This window comes from Streptomyces sp. SID12488 (assembly GCF_010548275.1).
In the GTDB taxonomy this organism is placed as follows: domain Bacteria; phylum Actinomycetota; class Actinomycetes; order Streptomycetales; family Streptomycetaceae; genus Streptomyces.
The window spans coordinates 1-676 of record NZ_JAAGLT010000101.1; the positions used below are offsets into that span (position 1 = coordinate 1).

Annotated in this window: 1 protein-coding gene; it reads left to right on the forward strand. The window is 74.0% G+C overall.

Annotated elements, in window-relative coordinates; genetic code table 11:
* Window positions 1-676: beta-eliminating lyase-related protein (locus G3I56_RS42680; protein WP_239135472.1), on the forward strand; the 676-nt coding region annotated here is incomplete at both ends.

Genomic DNA, 676 nt, shown 5'->3' on the forward strand with positions numbered 1-676 from the left:
GCCGCGTACGACCTGGACCTTCCGCTGGACATGTACGGCGACGGCGTCGTCGCCACGCTGGAGCAGCGGGTGGCGGAGCTGCTGGGCATGGCGGCCGCGGCGTTCTTCCCGACCGGCACGATGGCGCAGCAGGTGGCCCTGCGCTGCTGGGCGGGCCGGACGGGCAACCCGGCGGTCGCCCTGCACCCGCTGGCCCATCCCGAGGTGCATGAGCGCGACGCCCTCTCGGTGGTGAGCGGGCTGCGCACCGTCCATCCGACGACCGCGCCCCGGATGCCGACCGCGGAGGAGATCCGGAACCTCGACGAACCGTTCGGCACGCTGATGCTGGAGCTGCCGCTGCGCGACGCCGGCTTCCAGCTGCCCACCTGGGAGGAGCTGACCGCGACGGTGGCCGCCGCCCGCGACCGGGACGCCGTGGTGCACTTCGACGGCGCCCGGCTGTGGGAGTGCCCGCCGCACTTCGGGCACTCCCTGGCGGAGATCGCGGACCTCGCGGACAGCGTCTATGTGTCGTTCTACAAGTCGCTCGACGGCATCGCGGGCGCGGTGCTCGCCGGCCCGGCCGACCTGATCGCGGAGGCGAAGGCCTGGCGCCACCGGTACGGCGGGCTGCCCTTCCAGCAGTTCCCGACGGTGCTCGCCGCGCTGGCAGGGCTGGACACCGAACTGCCGC